Origin of the sequence: Sphingomonas sp. SKA58, assembly GCF_000153545.1 — a bacterium.
Classification (GTDB): Bacteria; Pseudomonadota; Alphaproteobacteria; order Sphingomonadales; family Sphingomonadaceae; genus Sphingobium; species Sphingobium soli.
This window is the reverse complement of sequence record NZ_CH959309.1, coordinates 12,665-30,029: the sequence shown is the minus strand read 5'-3', so window position 1 is coordinate 30,029 and position 17,365 is coordinate 12,665. Positions and strand designations below refer to the sequence as shown.

Below are 17,365 nucleotides of genomic sequence, written 5' to 3'. Positions count from 1 at the left end.
CGACCACGGCGCCGAGAGCTGCGCCGCCCATACCGCCGCTATCGCATCCAAGAGACGGCGATCCACCCCCACCGCCCGCCGTGCCTTCCGCGTCATCTTCCGGAGACAAAGTATCGTTCGCACCAAGGGGACCGCATTATGCGAGCTGCTGATGACCGCTCGGAGGCGGTGCCGGCATCGGGGCTGCAGCGCTATTTCCGGGACGCACGAAGCTGGGATCAGGACAGGATCCGGAACGCGCTGCGCTCGACCCGCATCGCTTGGAGCATCGCGGCCATCGCCTCACTCCTGGCCGCGGCCTCGATCTTCGCAGTTGCGGCTCTGACGCCTCTCAAGACTGTCGTGCCCTATGTTATTCGCGTCAACCAGACCACCGGCGCGGTGGATGTCCAGACCGCGCTCACGCAGCGGCCGATGCGCTACGATGAGGCGGTCACCAAATACTTCCTCGCCCAGTATGTGAGAACCCGCGAAAGCTGGATCCCGGCAGCGGCCGAAGAAAATTTTCGGTTCGTGACGATCCTCTCGCAGCCGACCGAACAGCAGCGCTGGGCGCGCTTCTACAGTAGCAACAATGGTGCCAGTCCCCAAAATGTCTGGGGCAAGAACGCAGTTGTGCAGGCGCGCGTGCGCAACATCGCCTTCATCAACGATCGCGTCGCCAATGTCCGGTTCACGCGGACAGTCCAGACCGAGACCGACATCCAGAACAGCGATTGGATCGCCACGATCACGTTCGCCTACGCCAACGCGCCCATGGCGGAAGGCGATCGCTACCGGAACCCGCTGGGATTCCAGGTCGAAAACTATCGTGCCGATCCGGAGGTGATCCGATGAGGGCGCTCTCCGCCGCCATCATTTGCGCGCTGGTGCCTGTAACGGCGGCGCACGCGGTCGAAGTTCCGCGAGGTGGTCCGTCCGACCCGCGCGTCAAGTTCGTCGAATATGAAGAGACCGAGGTCTATCGGATCGTCGGCACGTTCCGGACCGCAACACAGATTGTCCTGAGCGACGATGAGACGATCCAGCACGTCGCGCTGGGCGACACCGTATCTTGGGAGGTCGCCGTCGCCGGGCACATCCTGTTCCTCAAGCCGCGTGAGCGTGCCGGACCGACCAATCTCATCGTCACCACGTCGCGCGGAGGCGAATTGCGCAGCTATCCCGCTGCGACCTTTTCTTTGCGGACAAGGCGGTGCTGATCGAAGGAACCGCTGAACGCCTTCTCCTTCCGGCGATGATCCGCAAGACCGACGCTGCCGCGCAAGGCGAGCCGCAACTAAGCAGTCAGTACCTCACTGTCATGGAGGTCGGCGGCGCCTACGCCCATCGCTTCTTCGGCCTGCTGGCGTTCCTCGAGTTGCGCACGCTGATCATCACCGATATCGATTCCGTTGCGCCCGGGGCCAAGAACAAGCGCGTGGCGGTTCGTGTGGCCGAGGGCACATTCACCAGCAATGCCTGTATCAAAAGCTGGTACGAGCCCGACGTGAGCCCAGCCCAGCTGCTCGACAAGTCGACCGAGGAGAAGACCGACGGCGGACGACGGCTCGCCTATCAGATCCCCGAGCAGGATGGCGGTCCATGTGCTCGCAGCTTTGAGGATGCCTTCATCCTCGCCAATCCAGAACTCTTCGATCTCGGCGAGGGCGACCAGGCGACGCTCGCCTATGAGCATGCGGCCGAACAGAAAAAGTCCAGCTTTGCGCTTGAACATGCGATCGTAAACACCGAGTGGCGGACGCCGCGCTACATCGGCGAAGGGTTGCGGTGGCTTGCCCAAGGCAATCCAGCGCCGACCCTCGGGCCAGACGCGATCGCCGCCGAGTTGGTCGCCGAAGTGATTGACGCGGCTGATGGGGCCCAGGTCGATGGCTGACGAAGAGACCGCCGCCGACGCGGCCGGCCGCCTTGCACTTGAGCGTGTCTATGCGTGCTTCGATGCCGGACAAAGCTTCCGGCTCGAGGCAGGCGCGGGCGCAGGCAAGACATATTCCCTAGAAAAGGCGCTGCGCCGCCTGATCGAACTTCGCGGTACGGAACTTGTGCGTAAGCGCCAACAGATTGGTTGCATCACGTTCACGAACGTGGCGAAGGATGAGATTATCGCGCGCGTTCAGGCCCACCCGGCGGTTCGGCCGGAGACCATTCACGGATTTTGTTGGTCAGTATTGCAGGACTTTCAGCCCCAGCTCCGCGCGATCGTGCCTGACTTGCCGGGATGGGGAGAACGTCTCGCCGATGCCGGGGTGGGGGGGCTAGGCGCGAGGAAGGTCAATTACGACCTCGGCTATCCCCGGGTGACGCCAGACGAGGTGTCATTGAAGCACGAAGACGTGCTGACGCTGATGACGGAGCTGCTGGCACGGCCCAAGTTTCGCTTAGTGCTAGCGAAGCGCTATCCCGTGCTGCTGATTGACGAATATCAGGACACCGATGCGGGCTTCGTAGAGGCTCTAAAGCAGCATTTCCTAGGTACGGGTACGGGGCCTATCATTGGCCTGTTCGGCGACCATTGGCAGAAGATCTACGGTGAGGGATGCGGTGCGGTCGAGCACGCAGCACTCGAGGTGATCGACAAAAACGCCAATTTCCGATCCGCCGAACCCATCGTCGCGGTGCTCAATCGCATGCGACCCGATCTCGAACAGATCCCCAGCGACCCGGATGCGCCGGGTGAGGCTCGAATCTTTCACACGAATGCATGGCCGGGCCAGCGCCGAACGGGCCAGGGCGGTGGTCACTGGACTGGCGACACGAGCCCCGAGGCGGCACGCGCCTATCTCGATCACCTGAAGCAGCGATTGTCGGATGAGGGCTGGGACTTTGCCGTCGAACGCACCAAGATCCTGATGCTCAGCCACAGCGTGCTGGCGAAGGAACAGGGCTATCCGACCATCCAGAGCATTTATGGCCAGTTCAACGATGCCTGGCTCAAGAAAGAAGACCCCCACATCAAATTTCTGGCCGACCAGCTCGAGCCAGCATGCGCGGCCTTTGGGGAGCGGTGGATTGGTTGGTGCCGGGAAACTCGCCGATCAGATCAGCGGCCCAGGCGAGATCGGCGGAGCGCAGGAAAGAACCGGCGAGGCCTTCCGCGCCGTGCTCCGCGAGAATGCCGTCAATTCGCTTCTGGCTGTCGGGATCGGACGCACCGCAGAGTGCCAGTGCGATTGGACCCAGGCCGAGTTCGAACAGGCGGTTGCCGCGCGCCGATTGCAGATAATAATGCCGCTTGCCCCGAGCGCTTGCAGCGCAAGATCGGCGACCAGGCGGCGCGGCACGGTGACGACGGCTTCCTGGATGAGCTGTTCGATCCTGTAGAGCGCGGAAGACGCGCTGTTGGCGTGGACGGTCGCGATCCCGCCGGGATGGCCGGTGTTCCACGCCTTGAGCATGTCGAGCGCTTCGCCGCCGCGCACCTCGCCGACGATGATACGGTCGGGCCGGAGCCGCAGCGTCGAGCGCACCAGGTCGCCCATGGTGACGGCGCCTGCCCTTGTCCTGAGCGCCACCGTGTCGTGGGCGGGCGACTGCAGTTCGCGCGTGTCCTCGATCAGGATGACCCGCTCGTCGAGATGCGCCATCTCGGCGAGCAACGCATTGGCGAGCGTGGTCTTGCCCGAGCTGGTGCCGCCGGCGATCAGGATGTTCCGGCGATCGACCACTGCCAGCGAAAGCATACGGGCAGCCTCGGCCGACATGATGCCGTCAGCCACATAGTCCATCAGGGTATAGACCCGCGCCGCGGGCTTCCTGATCGAGAAGCAGGGCGCGGTCGAGACCGGCGGGAGGATGCCTTCGAAGCGCTCACCCGCACCTTGTCCATGCGGCGGCAGTTCGGCAGACACTATCGGACGCTCGCCGTGGACCTCGGTACGGGCGTGCGACGCCATCCGGAACCGCCCCCTCTTTCCAGCGACAGAGCGCGATTTACACCGGCCCCTCAGCACCATAGATTATGCCCATGGCCGATCGTGATCCCAATCTTGTCGTTTCCGGACTCTCCAGCACCGTCACACAGGACGGTGTCACCGTGGAGGTCAATATCGTCCGGCTCGAGGACGAAACCGACTGGTCGCTCGAAGTGGTCAACTCCAGTGGCACTTCGACGGTGTGGGATGATCAGTTCGCCACGGACGCGGCCGCTCTGGACGCATTCCGGCAGGCGGTTGCCGAGAAAGGCATGGCCTGCTTTCTCGACAGCGCCACGGTTATTCCATTCCCGAGCCGCTAGCGGGACCGGCAGTTCGCGACCCAATTACGCCGTCCAGCGGCAGAGGCGTAAATGTCGGGTTGTTATCGAGACCCCCGGTAGGACAAATGCGGGACAGCCGGGAGGCAACCATTTGAGGTAGCGTCATTTAATCGAGATGCTCCTGTGCCCCGATATATTTGATTGTCAGAACATGGATCGGCCGAGCAAATGCGAGACGGCATTGACCGCTCGCTTCCCTCGCCGTTACAGCCGAGCACTCCGGCGATGAGGGGCTTCTTGAAAGACAGCATTCTGGTCATGGTCATTCTCCGGGGGCTGGAGGTTCAGGCGAAGCGCTATGGCGAGATGTTTGAGAGCCTAGGCGCCGGCAGGCCGTGCATCCGTCGGCATCACGACAAGGTCGCATGGACGCAGTCTCTCGAACAGCTTATCCAATTGCGAGCGACCGGCACGATCGGCGCCGTCATCGACCTCATCAAAGGCCAGGCTCACATGCATCTGCCCGAGGCGGTGCTGGACCGCGAGCAACGCTTGGCCGACGCCGGACCCGAACCGGTCGAAGGCGAGTCTCGGAGGATCGCCCAGCTGCGAAGGCTACGGGACGTCGCCTACACCGAGCTGATGGCGGTGGATGCGTTCATCGATGGTCACACGCCCTTCGCCACCAAGCACGGCGTGAAGGGTGCGGAGTTCGAGAACGTGCTCGTCATCGTCGGCCGTGGCTGGAACAAGTATAATTTCGCGCAGATGCTGGAACGGCTCGACCCAGGCCCCCCGGCAGACAAGGTCGAATCCTTCGAGAGCAATCGCAACCTGTTCTACGTCGCGTGCTCCAGACCGAAGCGCCGATTGGCGCTGTTGTTCACCCAGATTCTAAGCGAGCTCGCGATGGCGAAGGTGACAGCTTTGTTCGGCGAGGCCAATGTGATCCCGCTTCCAGCAGATCCCGCGGGCGGGGCCGCGCCATGACCAAGGGAGAGGCACCACCGATGGTGACGATCGCTGCCTAAACGGACCACGATCTTAGCCAGATTTTCTCTTGGCTCGAAGCGGAGCCGCCGCGGGAGACAGCACCTCTCATCCCAACAACAGCATGATCGCGAAGAGACACAATGCCGGCGAGCTCATCGTCCTGAAGGCCGGCAACGACATCGCGGCTTTCGCGCTCGGCGCTTTCGATCTCATCGATATCTTTAAGACCAAGCCGCCGTTCAGACGGATCGGCATCGGCCGGACGCTGGCGCACTATTGAATCAGTCGAACTGCGGATACCGATAAGTAACCCCTTCCTATCCACTCATCACACGGGTGGGGTGATGTCGGCCCAGTAGATGACTTCTTCCAGGATATGCATGCTTTCGGGATTTTCCCAGCCCTCACGGTCGCTATCCCATCGCCCGATCACAGGGAGGTCAACCTCCCAGAGCAGCAAGCGACGGCCGTCTTTCCGGTCTTCCGGCAAAGTGCCGATCGGCTCCCAAGGGATGTGCTTGGCGGTGATCATGCAAGTTCCCTCGCTCGATTCCATTGGTCCCGCATTTAGCCCATCTTTGTGCAGGCACGAAACCCAGCTGGTTGCCAACCTGTCGGGTTTCGGCAGCCCGAGCAGCTTTTCGGTGCGCCTTCGGCTTTTGACGCCAGACTTCGGTGCGTGAGCCGCCACTCGCTTGTGCGATGCTGGCACTGATTTAACATAAGATATATTATCAGTCTTTTATCGTTCTATTTCAAATACTTAGATTACTTGCTCATTCGCGGTCTCCGGCATCAACGCCCGTTGATCGTCCCCTCGATCGCCGCCAGACCCTTCATCAACGCCTCGAATTTCGGCGGCGCGGCCATGAACATCTCCGACATCGCGCCATAGTCCCGCTCAAGCTTCTCCCAAGTCGCGCCATCGGGCGACAGGCGCAGCGTTCCAACCACGGCGGTGTCATAGGAGGCCGACCTGTCCGCGAACATCAGGCTCTTGTTGTGCACGACCTGCTCGAGCAGATCGATCCGCCCCATCGCCTCGTTCGTGATGCCCGCCTGGTCGAGCATCAGCACGTCATAATAATGGCGCGACATGCCCTCGCGCAGCTTGCCGTTATGATGGAGCGCATGAAGGATCGTGACCTTTTCCCAGAAGGTCCGCGCAACGGCCAGCGTCGGCACCTCGGTCACCGGATCCGGCAGTTCCTCGGGAAAGTCTTCGGCCAGATAGGCAAGATCGGTCGAAGCGCGAACGGTTCCGTGTCGCCGCGGGCGCCAAATTCCAGCTTGATGCGCGGCTTGATGTAACCGCTTTCATCCGCGCCGCCGTAATTCTCGCCATAGGCGAGCCCGTAACCCGAGGTGCGCGGATAGACGAAGAGCAGCGTCTGCTGGTCCTTGTCGTCGGGATCGAGCGCCAGGCTCCAGCCCTCGGCCGTGCCGAGAGCGACTTCGATTTCGCGCGCCAGGATCGGCATGGCGACCGTGGCGACATAAGCCTGTGCCGCCGCCTTGAGCGCCTTGGTCCGGCGCTCGCGCTCCTTGCCGGTAATGTCGCTGTCCATCGGCGAGGCGACTTCGCTGAGCAGCGGCGCCGCGCGGCTGATGGTGAGGTCGATATCTTCGGAGAAGCGCGCGATGATCCCATAGGCTTTCGACAGCGAGGTCCCGCCCTTGAAGGTCATGTGACCGGCGAGGTCGGGACACATGACGAGGCGGCGTAGCGTCCAGCAGACCCAGAAATCCTTCTCGATGATGATCGGCGTCAGATCCCGCCGCGCCGCCGCTTCATCGATAAAGGCGCGCCGATCCTCGGCTGGTCTGCGTGCGAACTCATCCATTGCGGGCGGCGCCGATCTTTAAGACGACGTCGCCCATCCATCCGGGCATCTCGGCCCTGGCCTGGGCGAGCATCCGCATGTCGCGATCATCGAGGCGGGCGGCGAAGTGCCGGATCTTGTCGCTATCGATATTGTCCTTCCCCAGATGCGCGAGCGCCTGCACGACCGCGTTGACCGAGTCCGGCGCATTGTCGAGCACCGGTGCGCGGCTGTGCTTGAGCGTCAGGCTGCGCCCGCCCGCTTGCCTGACCCGGGTGCGGCCGGTCGTGGCATAGCTGGCCCGGGCGGGAACCTGGGTCGATAGCCCGAGCCTGTTCGCCGCCGCCGCGCCCGACGGTGCGAGCTTGTCCCCGCTCTGCGTCGAGAGGGCCTTGGCGACATTGGCGGGATCGGGACTGAGCGCACCGAGCTTGTCATGCTGGCGCGGATAGTCATAAAGACCCCGGCCGATGCGCCGGATGTCGCCGGCGGTCACGAGGCGCGACAGCGCCATGTCGACCGACCCACGCGTCCCGAAGTCGACGAAGCTCTTGGGCGTGAACACCCAGCCGCGGCCCTTGCCGCGCACGCGCTTCATGATCCGATCGGCTACCGCAGACACTGGCTGTGCTCCTATCTGTTAGATAATAGCACGCTTTTTTCTAACAAGCTAGAAGCGCGTATCAGCGCCTAAATTCGCTATTTTCCAAGATATTTTGGCATCGCATCCAGATAGGATGCCAAGGCCACACAGGCAAGGTAGGCAAGCCGCCCGCGGGAGCGCCGGCCATCATCGTTCCCGATCCCGGTGAGGCGGTGGCCGCCCCTCGTCCGCACCTGTGGGCGGCGAAACGCCCTCCGGCTCGTTTCGGCGCTCCTGCGGCGGCCGTTCGGATTGCAGTATCTCCCGTGCGCGCGCGAGCCGCCGCGACACCGCCGGCGGCATCGCCGCCAGAAAGCCGGCGATTTCCTGCCCCAAGGCCCGATCTTCCGGTTTTCCGGTGGCGGCGAGCGCGACGGCGGCCTCGGCATAGGCGCCGCGGATCTGCTTCTGGCGCGCCAGCGCCATGACATCTTCCGGCCGGCGCTCCTGGTCGGCCGCACGCACGAAGCTTTGCGCCCGCAGTTCGTTGAGCTGCGCGAGATTGAGCCTGCGCCCCTCGGCCCCAAGCCGGGCATCGAGATGGAGCGCGGCTGACCGCACGCGCTTCTGGACATGACCGCGCGCCCGCCGGGGTGTCGCTTCCGCCGCGACACCGCGCGCGCGCAGCTCATGCGCGAAGGTCTCACGCATATGATGGAGATCCGCCTTGCGCGGATTGAAGCGGGTTCCGTCCGCCCCTTCGGTCGCCACCGTCAGATGGACGTGGGGATGATCGGTGTCGGTATGGAGCGCCAGCATATAGGCATGGTTCCCCTCGAACAGGATTCGCGCGAATGCCTGCGCCGCATCATGGAGCGTCTCGGCGTCGGTCGATCCCCCGGGCATCGACAGCACCAGCGACATCGACGTCGGCCGTTCCCGGCCATGTTCGTTCATGGCCTCGTCGAGCATCGCCCAGTCCTGAGCGATCGCCTTGAGCCGATCCGGCTCGGTGATAATCTCGCCCTCGCTCGATCGGACGGCGAGCTTCCCGTGGCGCGCCACATAGCCGAAATGCTCGGCGACATGATGAGCGCCATATTGCTTGCCGGAGACCTTCACCATCACCTCGGGCGCCTTGCGCACGATCCGCTCGAGCTTGGCGCGCGCCTCGGCCTGGCCCATCGACATCGGCCGGGCGGCCCCGCCCCCGCTTCCGCCCGGTTTGATCCGAACATAGGCGCCGCGCAGGGTCCGCTTGCCGCCTGCCGGCGGCCGCCAGGCCTCCATCAGGCTGGGAAGCGGGAGAACCCCCTCCTCCTCACGCATCGGCCATGTCCCAGTAGCGAAGATCGCCCTTGAGCGCGGCCCCGAGACCGGCGAGCGCATCGACGATCTCGGACCTAAAGCTTGCGACCCTGGCCGCTTCCCGCGCGACGTCGAGGCCGGATTCGACCATCACCGAGGCGTTGAGCGCGCGGGTCGCCTGGTTGAGGTTGATCCCGATCCGATTGAGCTCGCGCCACGCCTGCGCGACGGCCGCCCGCTCCTCGCGCGGCAAGGGCGCGTTTGCGCGCAAGCGCCGCGCCAGCAACGTGGTGATCCAGTCGGTACGCTTCATCCCCAGCACATCCGCCGCGCGGTCGAGCGCGGCGATCTCTTCCGGGATCAGCCGAACCTCGACCCGGCAGGTTGCGCGCTGGCGGGCGCGCGGCGCCTGATGCCCCTCCCCCGCCTCCATGGCCAAGGCGTCACCGATCAAGCGGCGCAGCAGCGCCGAGCGGCCGCCCGATACCGCCGCGAGCGCGGCGAAACGCTGGGCGACATCATCGTCGAGCCGAAAGGTGAGGACGGGCATGTCCCCAACGCTATTGTCATACATCCCCGGCGCCAAGCCTATCCGGCCCTTACCTTTACTCAACTCATCTTATAGTCTGCTTGGGCAGACTATTGTTCTTCGGCCAGCGAACCCCTCTCGAACACCGATCGTCCGCAGCAAGGGGCGGCGCCTTCGGCGCTGCCCCCGCCCATCGACACGAAAAGGGCCGCACCCCGAAGGGTACGGCCCAAACCATCGTGCAAGATAAACTACGAACGCGGAGGAGGCGGGTCAGTTGTTGGCAAGGCCTCGCTTCTCTCGCCGGTCGGACCGATCGACGAGGCAGCGACTTCACGCTCGCGGCCATCCTCGAAAATCACCGTGACCAAAGGCGCCAGCGGGAGCCACGCAGGGAAGCCGTCGACCAAGACCGGTAGTCTAGGAGATCGGATCGGCGCGGAGGGTTTGTCCGTGAGGCCCGATCGAACCGGATCGCGGTCGGTGGGGGCCAATGGCTGTGCCACAGGCGCCCGCGGAGGGACCGGCGCCGGGTGCGTCTGCTTGAGTTCGGCGATGAAGCGCGATCCTGCGGCGAGCGTTGCGCCGGCGTCGCCCCAGCTGGCGACATAGGCCTCGACCTCGGCAGGGTAGTCCCTCGCCGTCCGGTGCAGATCATAGAGAAGGCGAATAGGCGCAAACGGCAGGGCCGCCTTGAGATAGGCCGGCATGTCGCCATAGGCGGCATAGAGCGAGACGAACTGCTTGGATCGGCCGAGTGCCGCCGCGATCTCGACCTGGTTCATCCCGCCCTTCAGCATCCGGGCGATCGCATGGGCGAGCTCGACCGACGACAGATTGGCGCGCTGGTCGTTCTCGACGATCTGGTCGGCCAGCAGTTGCACTCCCTCGCCGACCGGCACGACGATCGCGGGGATCGTGGCAAGGCCCGCCAGCTGCGATGCGCGGAAGCGGCGCTCGCCCAGACGTATCCGGTGCATGCCGTTCGCGTCGGGCGGCGTAACCGTGATCGGCTGCAGCACGCCGCGCGACGCGATCGAGGCGGCCAGCTCGGCGAGCGCGTCATCGTCGAAGCTGCGCCGGGGATTGCCGGGGTCGGGCAGGATGCGCGCAAGTTCGATATCCTCGACCCGGCGCGCCCGTTCATGGTCGCCGACAAGAAGTCCGAACTCCTCGATGCGCTCGTCGAACTTGCCCATCAGGCGGCCGCGACCTCCTGGCTTGTCATGCGCCCCTCGATCTCGGCGAGCACCGCGCGGATCTCCTCGGCCGCCGCCTTGGCGCCGCTGCCGGTCTCCTGCCATACCGGACGATGATTTTCCGCGGCATGCTTGTAGGTCGGCCGCGCCTTGATGAAGGCCGGGAACATGAGCTTCTCGCCGACCGCATGCGCCAGCTTCACCGCATTCTCCATCTCGCGCCGGTCGAACGGATTGACCATCGAGGGGAGGAGCCCGAGGAAAGCGATCTTGCGGCCGGCGCGCGCGGCCTCGGCCTTGCGCAGCGCGGTCAGCAGCATCTTGGCGCATTCGACCGAATCCTCGGCAACCTGCACCGGCGCGATCACGGCATCGGCGACCGCCATCGCGCTCAAGGTGAGCTCGTCCCACTTGGGACCGGTATCGATAACGCAATAGTCGAAATGCGGGCGGAGCGCCGGGAAGCGGCCGATGAAGTCGCGCACATCCTGCGCCGCCTTGACCATCTGGAGACGGGGATCGGCACCGAGCACGGTTAGCCCGGCCTGCCCGTCGGCGCACAGGGCAGCGGCAGGATCGAACAGGTCGGCGGAAAATCCGCCTTGCCGCTCGGCGCCCAGGCGCCGCGTCGAGCTGCCCTGCGGGTCGAGATCGACGAAGGCGACGCGGCGCTCAGGCGGTTCAGCAAGATACCAGGCGAGATGACTGGCGAGGAAGGTCTTGCCGACCCCGCCCTTGAGCAGGCTGACGACGATCGTCTTCATGACCGCGGCACCTCAGCAATAGTCGTCAGGACCATCGCGCAGGTTGCGCTCATAATGATCGCGCGAGGACCAGTCGCCGCCACCCCCAATGCCGGGACCGGCATAGCGGAACAGATAGACGGTGAGGGCGAAGCAGCCGAACGCGAAGAGAAACGCGTGATCGGGATGCGCGGCGAAATATGCGGCCATGATAAGTCTCCTTGGAGCCAGTGAACGGGCAAGCGAACGGCGCCACTGGCGCCGGCCACGCGCAATCGCGCGACATCTCGGACCCGCGCCCTCCCCTCCCGCATTTGCGGATGCGGCGTCCGTTGCCCGCATAGTCTGCTCAAGCAGACTATGCGGGCCATCCCCCCGGTCGGGGGGATGGCTGCGCCGGATCAATATTCGTCGGCCAGCAGGATAGTGAGCACGCGCGTCGTGACCTCGGGGTTCGCGGCATCCGGCGAGCCATAGGCGAGCTCGAGATCGTAATAGTCGATCTTCCAGTAGAGGATCGCATCCTCGAACTCGAAGCGGCCGAAATCATGCTCGTCGATCGGATCGTTGTCGGGCGTGAAGCTGTCATAGTCGCGCACGATCCGGAGGATCTCCGCGCGGCGGCGAAAGCCGCGGAACAGGGCGACGTCGCCGATCAGCGCCGCAACGCCCGCAGTCATCACGATCTGGTTGCGGCCCGGGCTATGGATGGACCGGCGAAGCGCGTCATTGAGTTCGGCGACGCGGGCGATCCGCTCGGCCTGGCTCATCGCATTCGGGGAGGATTGGGACATGAGAACGCTCCTGATCTGTCCGGCCCCGCCCGCCGGGGCCTTCCGACAGGCGTGCCAAGGGCCGGCGGCAGAGCGCGGCCGCGCACCGGCAGGGTCGCAACGGCAGTGGAGAAGCCCGCAAAGCGGGCTTGCGCGGGCGCGCGCGCCGGCCAGGCAAGCCGACAGGAGGAAGGTCTTGGCGGGCGGGATCGCGAAGAGATGATCGCGGTGTCCTGATTCTCTGGCTCCGCGGAGAGCCCGGCGCTATCCTCCGCCCATCATGACGAGCAGCGCCACTCTCTTCCGCCTTGCCCCGGCCTGGACCGCGTCACTCCAGGCGATGCGGCTGCGCCAGATCCTCGTCCGATCGCAATGCCGCCGCTGCGGTGCGTTGATGCGCGAGGATGTCGATGCCCTGATCGGGCTCCATGGAGCAGGCGCCAGCCTCATCGACCGGCAGGCCCGATGCCGCATGGTCGGCTGCGACGGCGCGGCCTATTATCTCGCGGCGCGGGGCCATGACCGTCCCTGGCACATATTGCTGCACGATGAGCACCTGCGTGCGGGCCTGGCCAACTGCCCTCCAGCGCGCGGCGCGACCGGCCGGGCCATAGTTTGCGCGCAGGGTTGAGAAGTGCGAGCAGTCACGGCAGGGATCGTCACCCGAATGGGCTGAGACTTGGCACAAGGCTCAGGGCGAAGCCTAGAGCCCGGTCCGGCCGCGCCGGAGCCGCCATTCTCAGCGCATAGATGCAGAGAAATCCGACTTTCAGACGGCAACCGCCCGTCGCAGATTGCCAAGTGCAGAACACAATTTCTGCGATACCTTACGGAGCTGCTGAAGCCTCTCCGCCGCCTCGTTCTCTTCGATCACGAGCGTCGAACGATCAGCCTGCCGTGCCCGGATCGCGATCACACGAAAGATGGCGGCCCATCGACTGGTCCGTTCGACTGTCAGCTTCGCCTGGCCATGGGCGAGCATCGTGCGCAGCCCTTCCTGGTGCCGAAATTCCGCCAGCAGGCTCGCGACACCCTTTCCCTCCACGGAAAAGGGGCCGCCCTCATTGACGAGTGCAGCAAGGTCATCGAGCCGTTGCCCGACCAAATGCCGTAGCTTCACCGACTGTCCTCGTCCCGGCTGAGCGCTCAGATGCAGCAAAGTCTCGGTAACGGCCACCTCCACCGCGGCGAAGCATTGCAGACAGGCACCGCGCCAGGCGTTCACCTCCTGGGTGACGCGCGCCCACAGGGCATCATCGCCGGCATTCGCTATCGCAGCCTCAATCGTCATTATCGCAGCATAGTCGCGGCATCTGAACAATCGGTTCTCGTCTTCGGCGCAAGCCGCGAGCGAAGCGCGGGGAATAACCGGGAGCCGAGCGGCTCCCGGTCGAGCCGTCAGGCAAAGGGATCGAATTCGGTGACGATGGCGACGCTGCCGTCGGCGTCTTCGGCGGTGATAACCCCGTAATGCTGCCCGATCGCGATGACGAAGGTGACCATCATGAGGCTGCGCGAGAGGCTGAAGGCGTGGCGGCGAGCGATTGCGATGTCGGTGAACATGTCGAGGCTCCTTTGCGCGCCGGCGGGTTCGTCCCGCTCGACAGGCGCCCGATGTGTCCGGCCGGTGGCCGCGATCACTTTTTTGGCTGGAGGCCCAAAAAGCCGTAGCGAAGCGACCGGACCCCTTGCGGGTTGATCGCAAAAGGTCACCGGGTGGACCAAGGATCGCGCCGATTGAGAGCGGGCGAACCCGCCGGCCAGGAGGCCAGGTCCCCGCCGATGTCGCGCCCCACCCCTTGCCCTGCCTGCCGCTCCATCCAACGGGTCCGGATGACAGGCCGCCGCTTGTCGGTTAGCCCCGCCGGATGCTGTTCCCGCTCCTGCTTGCCGCCGCCGTGGTCCCCAATGATCAGACCTTCGCCTGCACACCGACGCGCGTCTGGGATGGCGATGGCCCGATCTGGTGCCGCGAGGGCGCCCATGTGCGGCTCGCCGAAATTGCCGCGCGCGAGATCGACAACAGCTGCCGCCCCGGCCAGCCCTGTCCGAGAGCAAGTGGCCCGGCCGCCCGCGATGCGTTGGTGCGCCTGCTTGGCGGACCGCGCGGCCAGACATCCACCGGGCATATTCGCGTGGCTGGCCCCACCATGCGCTGCGTCTCGACCGGCGAAGCCAAGGGCAACCGGACCGGCGCCTGGTGCAACGCGCCCGGCATCGGCGATCTCAGCTGCGCGATGATTGCGACCGGCACCGTGCTGCGCTGGGAGCGCTATGCCAAGGGGCGATGCCGATCCCGCTGATCCGCTTGGGACCATGCCGCGCCTGAACAGGATAAGAGGCCCGGCGGCGATGCCGCCGGGCCGCCCTGTCCGAGCTCAGAAGGGGATTTCATCGTCTTCGGGCTCGTTGCCGCCGCCGCTATTCTCGTTGGACTTGGCGCGGGTGAGGAAGGTCACCTCGTCGGCGATGATCTCGACGCCGTAGCGTTCGATATTCTCGCTGTCGGTCCAGCGGGTGTAGTGGATACGGCCCCGGACCATGACCTTCATACCCTTGTCGACATATTGCTCGACCGTCTTGCCGACGCCGTTGAAGCAGGTGATCCGGTGCCATTCGGTGTCCTCAAGGCGGCGATTGTTGTCGTCGCGCAGGATCTTGCCGTTGCTGTCGCGCTTCGGGCGCGAGGTGGCGAGGCTGAAATGGGTAATGCGGGTGCCGCCCTGGGTGGTGCGGGTTTCCGGCGTGCCACCGACATTGCCGGCGAGGATGACGAGGTTCTGCATGGCCTGAGTTCCTTCGATGTGGGTCCAAGGGACCGTCCCTTCGACTGATCCCCGGCCAAGGCGGACAAGACGGCCCATCCACCGGCAGCGCAGCGCCGGGGAACCCCGAGACAAGGGGTGGTGCGGGCAGCCGTGGCACACGGCAACTCGGCCCGATGGCTTGCGGGTTGGATGGGCCGGACGGCCGGCTTAGGGGTCAGATGAGGAGAAGGACGGTGCGTCGCTTGGGCCATGACCGGAGCCCACCCAGCGAAACCGCCGATATTGCCGGCTTTGCCGAGCACGCCGGTCCGGCATCTCGCGGACCTTACGCCCGTGCCTTATCTGCCCGTCCCTTGAGCCGCAGGACGGGATTGTAGATCCTTCGCATGGCCACTCGCGGGCTCGACACGACGTCCGTTGCACGATCACGCGGAGGGGGAAGAGGAGGTACGCAAGGTGGCGGCGCCTGGCGTGGCTGGCCTCAGGCAGGCCGCCACGGCATCGAGGAGCTGCCCGGTCTCGCAAAGCACGGCGCCGATGTCGCAGGCATAGCCACCTGCCACCAGCGCGTCGATCCGATGCACGGCATAGGCCGGGCCGAGGCTCTTGATGAAATCGGCCAGCGGACGACCGGGCGCCGGCAGGCCTAGCTGCCGCGCCTCGTCGAGGGCGCGGACAAGGTCATGACGGATATCGCGGGCCAGCGCATCGTCCGTCCAGCCATGACCCAAAAGATGCGCCTTCAAACCCAGTTCGCAGGAGATCGCGAGCAAGTGCAGTGCCGGCGCAAGCGCAATAGGCGCGCCAATCTGCGCGCCGCGATGAAATTCGCGCGCTCGATCGAGAAACACGGCTGCAAGCACCGGATCGCCGGGCGCCGCCAATCTTTCGATCGCGCGCCAGCGGCGCGGCGTCAGCTGGCGGAGCCAGGAGGGACCGGCCTGGTTGCGAAGATGCCGTAAGTAAGCGCCATCGGCTTCGTCCACATCGCGGCCTGTCGACCATAAGGACAGCAGCTTCGCCTTCCAGTGGCGGCCATGCGCGGCGCGGAAGGCAAGGAGCGCGCACGCACTGGCGCGATCGGGCATGAACATGATGCGGAACCTCCGAAGGGAACAAGGGACGCATCCGCCCCGCCCCCTCCCCTCCGGCACCGGAATCCGCGAGATTGAGAAAAGCCGGCCGCCGAAGCGGCCGGCACGGCGGTCAGCCGCGAGATAAAGCCGCCGGCGGCGTTCCGAGCGGTCCGCGGCGATCGACGACATGGATGCCGCGCGCCTTGGCCTCGACCACCAGCCTTTCGGTGACGCCGTTGCCCTGGAAGGCAATGACGTAGCGCGGCTTGACCGAGAGCATCTGCTCGTTGCGCCGGAAGCCGGCACGATCGCCAAGCTTGCGATCAAGGCCGAACCGCAGCTGCTGGATGCCGTTCTGCTCGGCCCAGGATGCTGCAAGACGCTCGATGCCCTTCATGTCGCCGCCATGGACGAGATACATGTCGCCCACACGTTCGCGCACGGCCTTGAGGGTCCGCAGCAGATTGTCGGCAAACTGCTTGGCCTCGTCGTCGCTGGCGAAGCGAAGGCGCCCGCCGGCGAAGACCACGGGCGTGCCATGGACCATATTGGCATCGCGCACCCGCTCGCGCCGCGCCTGCAAATAGGCCCGGCCATCGACGATCGCAGCGGTCGTGCCGAGCGAGATGCGGTTGCCGGTCGCGGGCACCCAGGAGCGGCCGGTCTCATGCAGATAGTGGCGCGCCGCGGTGTCGCGCATCCCCTCATAGGCCTGGGCGGACTGCTCGACCTTGCGGGCGAGATCGATCTTGTCCTCGAGATCAGCGGTCGCGATCTCCGATCCGTCCTGCTCGGCGAGCAGGAGCCGGATCTCGTCGGTCAGGCGGTCGATCAGCTGATGCTTCTTGGCGGCCGCGCGGTGGAAGAGATTGACGAAGCCCCAGCCCAGATCCTCGATGTCGCGTTCGAGCGCGGTGAAGGGGAAGAGCGCGAAGAGATCGCTCCAGATGGCGCTGACGGTCTGTTCGAGCGCTTCGGCCGGCGGCGGCGCTTCCATCGAGCGTTGGTCGCCCATCAGGTCGAGATGGCCGAGTTCGAGTGCTTGGAGCACTGCTGAAAGGGAGCTGGTCATGAGGGATTGCCTTTCCGTGTCGCAGGGCCGGCGGCCTTCCCGCCGGATGCGCACCCTCCGGGCCATCGAAAAAGCGGCGGCGGCACCGCCGGGCAACGCCCAAGGGGAACCCGATAAGGTCCGGGTGGTGCGGGCAGGCGCGCCTCGGCGCGCCAACACGGCCGGAGCGTTCGGGTTGCCGCCGCCAGCGCGATGGCCCATGTGCCGCATCCTCTGGCGAAAGGCGCGAAGGCCCTGTCGCGTCAGGCATTCATGACGCAGAGGACCTTAAGAAGGGCACCCGCAACCCGATCTCCCGAT

At 65.2% G+C, this 17,365-nt stretch carries 24 protein-coding genes and 2 pseudogenes; 8 read left to right on the top strand and 18 right to left on the bottom strand.

Annotated elements, in window-relative coordinates:
* Positions 1 to 138: 138 nt before the first annotated feature.
* From SKA58_RS18250 to SKA58_RS20430, 4 genes and pseudogenes are all read left to right on the top strand, one after another.
* Complete coding sequence (locus SKA58_RS18250) at positions 139 to 837, top strand: virB8 family protein (RefSeq protein WP_007683408.1); 699 nt, start codon at positions 139 to 141, stop codon at positions 835 to 837.
* A pseudogene (locus SKA58_RS18245) lies at positions 834 to 1,163 on the top strand (TrbG/VirB9 family P-type conjugative transfer protein); the annotation flags it as partial. The gene SKA58_RS18250 and the pseudogene SKA58_RS18245, both read left to right, overlap by 4 nt.
* Before the next feature lie 32 nt (positions 1,164 to 1,195).
* Entirely contained in the window at positions 1,196 to 1,879 is a 684-nt protein-coding gene (locus tag SKA58_RS18240; protein ID WP_009823959.1) for an ATP-dependent endonuclease, read from the top strand.
* A pseudogene (locus SKA58_RS20430) lies at positions 1,857 to 2,474 on the top strand (UvrD-helicase domain-containing protein); the annotation flags it as partial. The gene SKA58_RS18240 and the pseudogene SKA58_RS20430, both read left to right, overlap by 23 nt.
* Here SKA58_RS20430 and SKA58_RS20425 read toward each other — a convergent pair.
* Together SKA58_RS20425 and SKA58_RS18230 are read right to left on the bottom strand one after the other, a co-directional pair.
* Entirely contained in the window at positions 2,472 to 2,864 is a 393-nt protein-coding gene (locus SKA58_RS20425) for a hypothetical protein (RefSeq protein ID WP_232209506.1), read from the bottom strand. The pseudogene SKA58_RS20430 and the gene SKA58_RS20425 sit on opposite strands and share 3 nt — an antisense overlap.
* 174 nt (positions 2,865 to 3,038) lie before the next feature.
* The gene (locus SKA58_RS18230) at positions 3,039 to 3,896 is read right to left on the bottom strand and encodes an ATPase, T2SS/T4P/T4SS family (protein ID WP_009823955.1); all 858 of its coding nucleotides are present in this window, start codon (positions 3,894 to 3,896) and stop codon (positions 3,039 to 3,041) included.
* Between the two features lie 71 nt (positions 3,897 to 3,967).
* Here SKA58_RS18230 and SKA58_RS18225 point away from each other — a divergent pair, with 71 nt between their 5' ends.
* From SKA58_RS18225 to SKA58_RS20145, 3 genes are all read left to right on the top strand, one after another.
* The gene (locus SKA58_RS18225; protein WP_037544115.1) at positions 3,968 to 4,237 is read left to right on the top strand and encodes a hypothetical protein; all 270 of its coding nucleotides are present in this window, start codon (positions 3,968 to 3,970) and stop codon (positions 4,235 to 4,237) included.
* 258 nt (positions 4,238 to 4,495) lie between these two features.
* On the top strand, positions 4,496 to 5,188 hold the full coding sequence (locus SKA58_RS18220) for a hypothetical protein (RefSeq protein ID WP_232209504.1): 693 nt from the start codon (positions 4,496 to 4,498) through the stop codon (positions 5,186 to 5,188).
* Between the two features lie 124 nt (positions 5,189 to 5,312).
* Positions 5,313 to 5,471 (top strand): hypothetical protein, encoded by a 159-nt coding sequence (locus SKA58_RS20145; protein WP_007683426.1) that lies wholly within the window; start codon positions 5,313 to 5,315, stop codon positions 5,469 to 5,471.
* A 48-nt stretch (positions 5,472 to 5,519) separates the two neighbouring features.
* On the opposite strand, the gene SKA58_RS18215 is transcribed toward SKA58_RS20145, so the two are convergent.
* From SKA58_RS18215 to SKA58_RS18165, 13 genes are all read right to left on the bottom strand, one after another.
* Positions 5,520 to 5,723 carry a hypothetical protein gene (locus SKA58_RS18215; protein WP_007683427.1) on the bottom strand — a complete coding sequence of 68 codons (204 nt, stop codon included), beginning with the start codon at positions 5,721 to 5,723 and terminating at the stop codon, positions 5,520 to 5,522.
* 263 nt (positions 5,724 to 5,986) lie between these two features.
* On the bottom strand, positions 5,987 to 6,385 hold the full coding sequence (locus tag SKA58_RS20530) for a nucleotidyl transferase AbiEii/AbiGii toxin family protein (RefSeq protein WP_009823951.1): 399 nt from the start codon (positions 6,383 to 6,385) through the stop codon (positions 5,987 to 5,989).
* Positions 6,382 to 7,035 (bottom strand): nucleotidyl transferase AbiEii/AbiGii toxin family protein, encoded by a 654-nt coding sequence (locus SKA58_RS20525; protein ID WP_009823950.1) that lies wholly within the window; start codon positions 7,033 to 7,035, stop codon positions 6,382 to 6,384. Before SKA58_RS20525 ends, SKA58_RS20530 begins: the two co-directional genes overlap by 4 nt.
* Entirely contained in the window at positions 7,028 to 7,636 is a 609-nt protein-coding gene (locus SKA58_RS18205) for a DUF6088 family protein (RefSeq protein ID WP_007688042.1), read from the bottom strand. Before SKA58_RS18205 ends, SKA58_RS20525 begins: the two co-directional genes overlap by 8 nt.
* Positions 7,637 to 7,804: 168 nt before the next feature.
* The gene (locus SKA58_RS18200) at positions 7,805 to 8,926 is read right to left on the bottom strand and encodes a relaxase/mobilization nuclease domain-containing protein (protein WP_007688043.1); all 1,122 of its coding nucleotides are present in this window, start codon (positions 8,924 to 8,926) and stop codon (positions 7,805 to 7,807) included.
* Positions 8,919 to 9,455 carry a plasmid mobilization protein gene (locus SKA58_RS18195; RefSeq protein ID WP_031295761.1) on the bottom strand — a complete coding sequence of 179 codons (537 nt, stop codon included), beginning with the start codon at positions 9,453 to 9,455 and terminating at the stop codon, positions 8,919 to 8,921. Before SKA58_RS18195 ends, SKA58_RS18200 begins: the two co-directional genes overlap by 8 nt.
* 230 nt (positions 9,456 to 9,685) lie before the next feature.
* The gene (locus SKA58_RS18190; protein WP_007688045.1) at positions 9,686 to 10,633 is read right to left on the bottom strand and encodes a ParB/RepB/Spo0J family partition protein; all 948 of its coding nucleotides are present in this window, start codon (positions 10,631 to 10,633) and stop codon (positions 9,686 to 9,688) included.
* Entirely contained in the window at positions 10,633 to 11,397 is a 765-nt protein-coding gene (locus SKA58_RS18185; RefSeq protein ID WP_007688046.1) for a ParA family protein, read from the bottom strand. Before SKA58_RS18185 ends, SKA58_RS18190 begins: the two co-directional genes overlap by 1 nt.
* Before the next feature lie 12 nt (positions 11,398 to 11,409).
* Positions 11,410 to 11,586 carry a hypothetical protein gene (locus tag SKA58_RS20140; RefSeq protein WP_007688055.1) on the bottom strand — a complete coding sequence of 59 codons (177 nt, stop codon included), beginning with the start codon at positions 11,584 to 11,586 and terminating at the stop codon, positions 11,410 to 11,412.
* Between the two features lie 191 nt (positions 11,587 to 11,777).
* Complete coding sequence (locus SKA58_RS18180) at positions 11,778 to 12,170, bottom strand: DUF3768 domain-containing protein (protein ID WP_007688057.1); 393 nt, start codon at positions 12,168 to 12,170, stop codon at positions 11,778 to 11,780.
* Between the two features lie 307 nt (positions 12,171 to 12,477).
* A complete protein-coding gene (locus SKA58_RS18175; protein ID WP_007688059.1) occupies positions 12,478 to 12,705 on the bottom strand; it encodes a hypothetical protein in 228 nt (75 codons plus the stop codon).
* Positions 12,706 to 12,918: 213 nt separating this feature from the next.
* Positions 12,919 to 13,440: a hypothetical protein gene (locus tag SKA58_RS18170; RefSeq protein WP_031295760.1), complete on the bottom strand. Its 522-nt coding sequence runs from the start codon at positions 13,438 to 13,440 to the stop codon at positions 12,919 to 12,921.
* A gap of 107 nt (positions 13,441 to 13,547) precedes the next feature.
* Complete coding sequence (locus SKA58_RS18165; RefSeq protein ID WP_009823947.1) at positions 13,548 to 13,790, bottom strand: hypothetical protein; 243 nt, start codon at positions 13,788 to 13,790, stop codon at positions 13,548 to 13,550.
* A 227-nt stretch (positions 13,791 to 14,017) separates the two neighbouring features.
* Between SKA58_RS18165 and SKA58_RS18160 the strand changes: the two genes are divergently transcribed.
* Positions 14,018 to 14,452, top strand: a complete 435-nt coding sequence (locus SKA58_RS18160; protein ID WP_009823946.1) for a thermonuclease family protein — start codon at positions 14,018 to 14,020, stop codon at positions 14,450 to 14,452.
* Positions 14,453 to 14,527: 75 nt separating this feature from the next.
* Here SKA58_RS18160 and SKA58_RS18155 read toward each other — a convergent pair whose 3' ends face one another.
* The 3 genes from SKA58_RS18155 to SKA58_RS18145 all read right to left on the bottom strand — a co-directional run bounded on the left by SKA58_RS18155 (position 14,528) and on the right by SKA58_RS18145 (position 17,065).
* Positions 14,528 to 14,935 (bottom strand): single-stranded DNA-binding protein, encoded by a 408-nt coding sequence (locus SKA58_RS18155; protein ID WP_007688067.1) that lies wholly within the window; start codon positions 14,933 to 14,935, stop codon positions 14,528 to 14,530.
* Positions 14,936 to 15,342: 407 nt separating this feature from the next.
* A complete protein-coding gene (locus SKA58_RS18150; RefSeq protein WP_007688068.1) occupies positions 15,343 to 16,011 on the bottom strand; it encodes a hypothetical protein in 669 nt (222 codons plus the stop codon).
* 112 nt (positions 16,012 to 16,123) lie between these two features.
* Positions 16,124 to 17,065 carry a DUF2493 domain-containing protein gene (locus SKA58_RS18145; protein WP_007688069.1) on the bottom strand — a complete coding sequence of 314 codons (942 nt, stop codon included), beginning with the start codon at positions 17,063 to 17,065 and terminating at the stop codon, positions 16,124 to 16,126.
* Between the last annotated feature and the right edge of the window lie 300 nt (positions 17,066 to 17,365).